Below are 6894 nucleotides of genomic sequence, written 5' to 3'. Positions count from 1 at the left end.
ATTGTAGGGATATTTGTTTTTCTATTTAAATTTCTATTGTTTAATAGTCAAGCATTAGTCGGCGTGAGAATTAAATTCATAGAATTCATTAAATGATATTTGAACGTCAAGAAAGTGATAGCTTATTCATACTTATGGTTTCTATTTCGTCATATTATCATTTTGTGCTCATCGACAGGATTGAACAATGATTGTAACCAATACATTTAACGAAAATTTAAGTGAAGAATCAAAACAGAATTGGCTTAGTTACTGGAATCACTTTAATAATAATGAATACCAATTTTGTGCAGAACATAATTGCATAAACAAGCATCATCATGGCGTATTGGTCAAACAAACTGGTTTTAGTGATGATAGGCTATTTGTTATACCTTTGTGTAAAGAACACAGCGCTAATTTTTTAAACCCCATTGAACTTGATGAGAAAGTCAGTGTTGTTCCAGCAGAGCTAAGTTTGTAGATATCCTTGTAGGGATTTTGTTGGAAGTTGAGCAATGCCATTTATTTTGCATTGCTCTTTTTTTATCTAAAATTTGTAGTTCTGGTTTTAATGTTTGAAAAGTGTAATGTTGATTATGGAATTGGAGGTGTGCTTTGTGATGCCTTAACCTCCGACATTAGAAATGTGATAACTATTCCATAACTTAACACGACATAAGACATGCCTATGAAAAATGGTATTATTTTTGAGAATTTTAGTATTTTTATAGGAATCGGTTGTGGACCCTGTGATATCGCAATTAAAGAAGGATTTTTATGCGCAGATTCGCTCTCTCAAAGACGGTCCGACATCTGAATCTCAAACGACCTTAGCACTGCTCACAGAAGAAGAGTTGCAACAACTCGAACAAATGTGGGTTGAACTGGCGATTTGGAAGCAGTCGCAGAATATCTAACTGCCCACAAATTGATTAGCGCAAATTTTCGTAATAATCCCAAATAAAAAGCCAGCAGAACAGATGCTGGCTTTTTTTGTTTATCACGTCGGCTGTTAATTATACGCGCGTGCGACACGTCCAAGTGATGACAGTTGATAATGTTCAGCGTATGCGGGGATGAAGATTGAGTGACCTTTTTTCACGGTTAGAGACTCACCATTGTCATGGGTTAAGGTTGCATCAGCATCAACGGCAAAGATAATTTCGGCACTGTTTATTTTCACGTTAACTTGCGCAGCATTGAGGTAAATCGCAAACTTAAAATCGCGGACTGGGACAGGGAACAATAATGCTCCATTTTCTTCGATTGGTTTCAATAACAGGCTTGAAGCGGGTTTTTCTTCAAATAGCGTGCATGATGCGAGCTCTTCAATATCCATGTGTTTGGGTGTTAGGCCAGCGCGCAACACGTTGTCTGAATTGGCCATGATTTCAAGCCCGGTACCTTTCAAGTAGGCGTGTGGCGTTCTGGCGTCTAAAAACATGGCCTCACCCGGAGCTAAAGTGAGTACATTGAGCATTAATGGAGAAAATAGACCGATATCACCGGGGTACTGTTGTGCCAGCTCTAAAATGAGCTCAAAAAGATCATCATCTGAATGATGATGGGCACATGCTAATAATGCATTCACCGCATGTTCTTTTTTCTCGCCAGTTAATGATAGCAATGCACTAAAAAAGGTTTTTAAACCTTGTGATGTTGGGTTGTGTGCAAAAGCATCGACTAGGGTTGAAATCGCATTGATATTCAGCGTTTGAAATTGTTCAACAATCTCTGTGATTGGGCGAAACCCATTCATCGCTTGATAAGGGGTAAGGGCGTAAACCAATTCCGGCTTGTGGTTAGGATCTTTATAGTTGCGATGTCCGGCATTGAGTGGGATCCCCGCTTGGTTTTCTTTCTCAAAACCAATTTCCGCTTCTTGCTTACTTGGGTGAACTTGAATCGAAAGGGCGTTCGCTGCGGCAAGTACTTTGAAAAGATAAGGTAACTCACCAAAGGTTGTTGCAGTAGCAGCAGAAAGAAACGCTGTTTTATCTTGGTTGATCATCTCAAGCAACGAAACAGGTTCTCCATTCACATGAATTTGTGAGCATCCATTTGGGTGTGCTCCCATCCAAATTTCTGCTTGTGGAGCCTTGGTTGGGTTAGCAATATCAAACAAGTGCTGAATCGAAGTCGTGCTTCCCCACGCATAGTTTTGGATGACATTGTCCATCAAATAGAAAGGCTGTTTGTTATTGGTCATAGTGCATCTCACAAAAAATCAAAATAAAAACAAAGTAGCAGTACACAGAGTAAGCGAAATAAAAAACTCCCGAGTTAAAGCGGGAGTACAACATAAAGTCAGAAGCTCAGCATTGATGAACATCAAGCACTCTCGGGGGAGAGTGCTTGATCATTAAGCCGTTGCTTGTTGTAATTTCGCTTGGCGCATTTTTTTCAGAGTGATACAAACAACACCTGTTACTACAGCACCGGTTGCCATGCAAAGCAAAGCTAGCAAAGGCTTATTCATGGCACCGAGCAATGCTACTACAGGACCGCCGTGGGCAACACTGTTTGTAATGCCAAAAGTGAACGCCATAACCGCTGCAACCATCGACCCCAAGATGTTTGCTGGAATGACTGACATCGGATCTTGCGCGGCAAATGGAATCGCCCCTTCAGAGATACCAACCAAGCCCATTGCACCGGAAGCTTTCCCTGCTTCAATTTCAGAGGCTTCAAACAAGTTCAGTTTACGGCCCAAAACGGTTGCTAAAGCCATACCGAGTGGCGCGACTGGAATGGCACACGCCATTGCACCCATAAATTGAGTTTGACCGCTGGCAATCATACCAACAGAGAAAAGGAATGCCACTTTGTTAAATGGGCCACCCATATCAAAGCCAGCCATGCCGCCGAGCACAATACCGAGCAGTATCACGTTACCTGAGCTCATGCTCGTAAGTAGTGCGGTTAAGCCATCCATCAAGCTTGCAATCGGCGCGCCGATAACAAAAATAAAGAGCCCAGAGATAAAGAGTGAGCCTGCGATGGGTGCAATCATGATTGGCACAAGTGGTTGAATAAACTTGTGAAAATGGATGCTTGTTAACCATTTGATGAAATAACCGACTAAAAGGCCTGCAATAATGGCACCGATAAAACCTGTACCGGCATCTGCGCCGTAGAATGACCCGTTGTTAGCGATCCAACCACCAATTAAGCCAGGAGTCAGAGCGGGGCGATCGGCGATCGCATACGCGATGTAACCTGCAAGAATGGGGATCATCAATGTAAAAGCAACCACACCGACGTTCAGTACTTGGTTCCACATACTGCCGTCAGGAATGGCCATACCAGCTTCGGTTGGCTCGCCGCCAATAGCGAGTGCTAAAGCAATCAACAAACCGCCAGTAACAACGAATGGGATCATATGCGATACACCATTCATCAAATAGCGGTATAAATCGGAGCGAGCTTGCGCCGCTTTGCCTTTTCCATCTAAAGTCTTGGTACTGGCATCGGCTTGATATTTTGGTGCGCTGAGGGCTTTTTCAATCAACCCTTTTGCATCACGAATCGGCGCTTTAACGCCAGTTTCAATCAGTTTTTTACCCGCAAAGCGCACCATGTCAACTTGCTTGTCGCAAGCCACGATGATCGCATCAGCTTTAGCGATCTCTTCATCCGTTGGGCTGTTTTTCACCCCAATCGAACCGTTGGTTTCGACTTTAATTTGATAACCCATCGCGGCGGCCCCTTTTTCCAGCGCTTCAGCGGCAAGATAAGTGTGTGCAACACCCGCTGGGCAGCCCGTTACGCCAATCAAAAAGCCTTTATTAGCTTCAACATCGGTTGTTTTTTCGGTTTTTTGTAGCAATAAATCTAGCGCTGCTTGCTCTGTTTTTGCGTCTAAGAAACGTTGGATGAACCCTTCTTCAATCAGCTTGGAAGAGAGCTCTGCCAGCACTTCAATATGATGATTTGAACCACCATCAGGTGAGGCTATCATGAAAAATAATTTAGAAGGCAAGCCATCTTCCGCGCCATATTCGATACCGCTTTTGCTGATGCCTATCACAACTGCAGGCGAGATAACGGCGGAACTTTTGGCATGAGGCAGCGCGACACCATCTTCAAATCCAGTGTTACCAAGCTCTTCACGAGCATAGATATCGGCTAAAAACTGCGATTTATCGCTGATGCGTCCTTGTTCTAACAGTACATCGACCAGCTCTGAGAAAACGCCATCTTTTGATGTTGCTTTCAAATCAAGCCGGATCAAGTTCTCATTAATGAGTTGAGTGATCATGTTTCGTCCCCTATATGGTTTTTATCCCCTTCGCACTTAGAACTGAGCCATGTTGGCTTCAACTTCAAACTGTTTGGGGATATTGTTATTGCGCACCGCGCTTTTTGTTGGAGATATTGTGAGCGCCTCGGGTGAACAGTGGTAGTGTACGAAACTGGCATTTACTGGATTATTGTAACCTGTGGCTACAAACGTGATCAGGCTCTTATTTTGGTTTTAGGGTGATAATTTGAATTTATGATTAATTTTTTATTTTAATTCAATTGGATAAATTGATTATTTTGCTTTTTCGAGCGGAGTTATCGAATGCGTAATAATTGGTGATCCATGAAGTATTGGATTATAGTTGCCTCGTTTTATTGATGGGTATAGGGTGAGTTTTGTGATCCCAGTATTTAAAAATGTGATTGAAGTGCTGCTCTCGGAGCGAGAAAGTTTTAATCGAATATGGTTTGCTGGGGACAAAATAACGCCGCCAGCGTTCAGTTACCAAGTCAATTTCCCTCGTCTAGAATTGGTTTTAAGCGGCGTGTATAGCAACGAAATCGAAGAGATTGAACACGGTATTAGTAAGGTCAACATCTTATCTGGTGATGCGCTTTATATACCCCCGAACTGCTGGAATAAACCCGATTGGCAAGAGAGCTGTTCGGTCTTGAGTTTGCTATTTGGCCGTCGTCAAATGGGGTTTAGTTTGGTCAGTAAACACAAAGGCGAGAGTGGTTTTTATGATGTTCAGAAACACAGTATCCCAACGCGTACTGGGCACGCGATTGATCACATGCTCGAAGGGCTAAATGCATTAGCACGTGAGCCTCAGAAAAGCCCAATGGACGAACATTTGTTGTTTGCTCTGTTGAGTTACAGCGCCACAATGCTTGATCAACCGACCGCTTCTCCTAAAAAGCGCAGTGAAGATTTATATCAAGGCATCTGCATCTATATCCAAGAAAATTTTCATCGCAATATTTGCCGTGACAGCATCGCACAGCGGTTTAATATCTCTGCCAACCATTTATCGCGCATGTTTCGCCAACAAGGACACATGACTCTTGCTGATTACATCACTTGGGTAAGAATTGAACGGGCAAAATTTATGTTGAAGAAATACACCTTTCGTTTAGCCGAAGTGGCCACGCGCTGTGGATTTCAAGATGTGAATTATTTTTTCCGCGTATTTAAAAGCAAAGCGGGTATGACTCCATCTGAATATCGAACTCTGTCGCAATAAAGCTATTCATTTTGTATTGGGTCGCACGGCTTAGCCATCACGTGCAGCAAAATGGCTTTAAGGGTTTCTTCTCTTTTTGCCGTAAGTAGCCATTGACGATGTTCCTCTTCCAGCAACCAACGAGTTAACTGCGTGACCGGTTTAATTACGGTTCGCGGCGCTGATGTCGGCAGTAATAAGGTGATGATCAGCGACACATCGCCGGATTTTTCTGACCATGATAGCGGGTTTGCTAACCAGTGAACCGCCAGTGTTGGCTGGGCAACTCGTGCGTGAATGACATGGGGTAGTGCTATTCCACGGCCAATAATGGTCGGGGAGATGGCTTCTCTTTTTTCCAGCGCATACAAAATATCATGACAATGCGTGGGAATGATCTGCTTAGCAATCGTGTCGAGTGCCTCTGATTTGCTAACCACTGAGCCTAATGTGGCGTAATGCCACTGTAGCGAAAAAGGCAGTTGAAAAGCTAGGTGGGTGGCAAACGCCAATTCCGCTTTAGCATTTTGTTTGTGCGATGTTGAAATAAGCAGTGTGTGCTCGCGCAAATACTCTGTCATCACCATACAGGCCAACTCGGCGTCGAGCCCTTCAATGGCAATTTGGCATACATCTCCCGGGTTTGAACCAAGGCTTAACACTTGCAGTGTATGGTTAAGCATTGCCTTGTTGTCACGCGTGATGTTAAACAGCACCACCACCGAGCGAAAATGGCGGTTGAGATCTTTCAATTCATTTAATTGCCAGCTGACTAGACCGCCTGCTTTTAAAACAAACGTGATGCGCGTTGTGATCATCGGCGGTTACAAATGACGATCTAAAACAGATTGCACGTTCGTCAACACTTCTTCAATGGACACCTGAACCGTTTTGCAACCAACAAAACGTTCACGCTGTTCAATGTCGATATCTGAAGCGATGAGGATCAGATCCGCGTTGACAATATCTGCCACTGTCAGTGGGTTCTCGACACCCATTGCGCCTTGGGTTTCGACTTTGATTGAGATATTACGCTTATTCGCTTCTTTTTTGAGTGCGTCTGCGGCCATATAGGTGTGCGCGATGCCTGTTGGACAAGCGGTTACTGCGATAATTTTCATAACGAAAGATAATAGAGAAATGATGAGTGAGTATAAGGAGGATGAAAGCGTGACTCAACCGAAGTTTACGCTAAGCCAGCACCCTAATGGCTGTAGCACTCAGGCTACTCGGCTTTGCACATAAACTTTGCACTGGCCGTAGAATAGGGAAGCCCATCATAAAAAATGGTGCTGCACAGATAGTAAATGTGACGTTTTTGTTTGATAAGATGCGCTTCGACTTGCAACGGTACATTCAGTGGAATAGGGTGCAGATAACGTACGTTTAGCTCTGCCGTCATCGCATAAATGCACTGTGCAAACAGACAATGCGTCATGGC

Annotated in this window: 8 protein-coding genes; 3 read left to right on the top strand and 5 right to left on the bottom strand. The window is 43.6% G+C overall.

What is annotated here, in order from left to right:
• Window positions 1-187 precede the first annotated feature (187 nt).
• Entirely contained in the window at window positions 188-463 is a 276-nt protein-coding gene (locus AACQ21_RS03215; protein ID WP_013856975.1) for a hypothetical protein, read from the top strand.
• Window positions 464-722: 259 nt separating this feature from the next.
• The gene (locus AACQ21_RS03210; protein ID WP_181185519.1) at window positions 723-899 is read left to right on the top strand and encodes a hypothetical protein; all 177 of its coding nucleotides are present in this window, start codon (window positions 723-725) and stop codon (window positions 897-899) included.
• A gap of 95 nt (window positions 900-994) precedes the next feature.
• Here the strand turns inward: AACQ21_RS03210 and manA are convergent, their stop codons facing one another.
• On the bottom strand, window positions 995-2203 hold the full coding sequence (gene manA, locus AACQ21_RS03205) for a mannose-6-phosphate isomerase, class I (protein ID WP_105976441.1): 1209 nt from the start codon (window positions 2201-2203) through the stop codon (window positions 995-997).
• Between the two features lie 141 nt (window positions 2204-2344).
• Entirely contained in the window at window positions 2345-4243 is a 1899-nt protein-coding gene (locus tag AACQ21_RS03200; RefSeq protein ID WP_017047683.1) for a PTS fructose transporter subunit IIABC, read from the bottom strand.
• A gap of 373 nt (window positions 4244-4616) precedes the next feature.
• On the opposite strand from AACQ21_RS03200, the gene AACQ21_RS03195 reads away from it, so the two are divergent.
• Window positions 4617-5474: an AraC family transcriptional regulator gene (locus tag AACQ21_RS03195; protein ID WP_105976440.1), complete on the top strand. Its 858-nt coding sequence runs from the start codon at window positions 4617-4619 to the stop codon at window positions 5472-5474.
• 2 nt (window positions 5475-5476) lie between these two features.
• Here AACQ21_RS03195 and AACQ21_RS03190 read toward each other — a convergent pair whose 3' ends face one another.
• The 3 genes from AACQ21_RS03190 to AACQ21_RS03180 form a co-directional block, all read right to left on the bottom strand.
• Window positions 5477-6271, bottom strand: a complete 795-nt coding sequence (locus AACQ21_RS03190; protein ID WP_105976439.1) for a PTS sugar transporter subunit IIA — start codon at window positions 6269-6271, stop codon at window positions 5477-5479.
• A 6-nt stretch (window positions 6272-6277) separates the two neighbouring features.
• Entirely contained in the window at window positions 6278-6574 is a 297-nt protein-coding gene (locus AACQ21_RS03185) for a PTS fructose transporter subunit IIB (RefSeq protein WP_013856969.1), read from the bottom strand.
• A gap of 104 nt (window positions 6575-6678) precedes the next feature.
• Window positions 6679-6894, bottom strand: a 216-nt coding sequence (locus AACQ21_RS03180; protein ID WP_308514277.1) for a PaaI family thioesterase, incomplete at its 5' end; no start/stop codon positions are given.

This window comes from Vibrio sp. V01_P9A10T6 (genome assembly GCF_963877065.1).
Lineage (GTDB): Bacteria > Pseudomonadota > Gammaproteobacteria > Enterobacterales > Vibrionaceae > Vibrio > Vibrio anguillarum.
This window is presented reverse-complemented; position numbering and strand designations above follow the sequence as displayed.

Bases quoted from the DNA above. Each gene is read 5' to 3' on its own strand.
- AACQ21_RS03215 (WP_013856975.1), top strand. From the start codon at position 188: ATGATTGTAACCAATACATTTAACGAAAATTTAAGTGAAGAATCAAAA.
- AACQ21_RS03185 (WP_013856969.1), bottom strand. From the start codon at position 6,574: ATGAAAATTATCGCAGTAACCGCTTGTCCAACAGGCATCGCGCACACC.
- AACQ21_RS03200 (WP_017047683.1), bottom strand. From the start codon at position 4,243: ATGATCACTCAACTCATTAATGAGAACTTGATCCGGCTTGATTTGAAA.
- AACQ21_RS03190 (WP_105976439.1), bottom strand. From the start codon at position 6,271: ATGATCACAACGCGCATCACGTTTGTTTTAAAAGCAGGCGGTCTAGTC.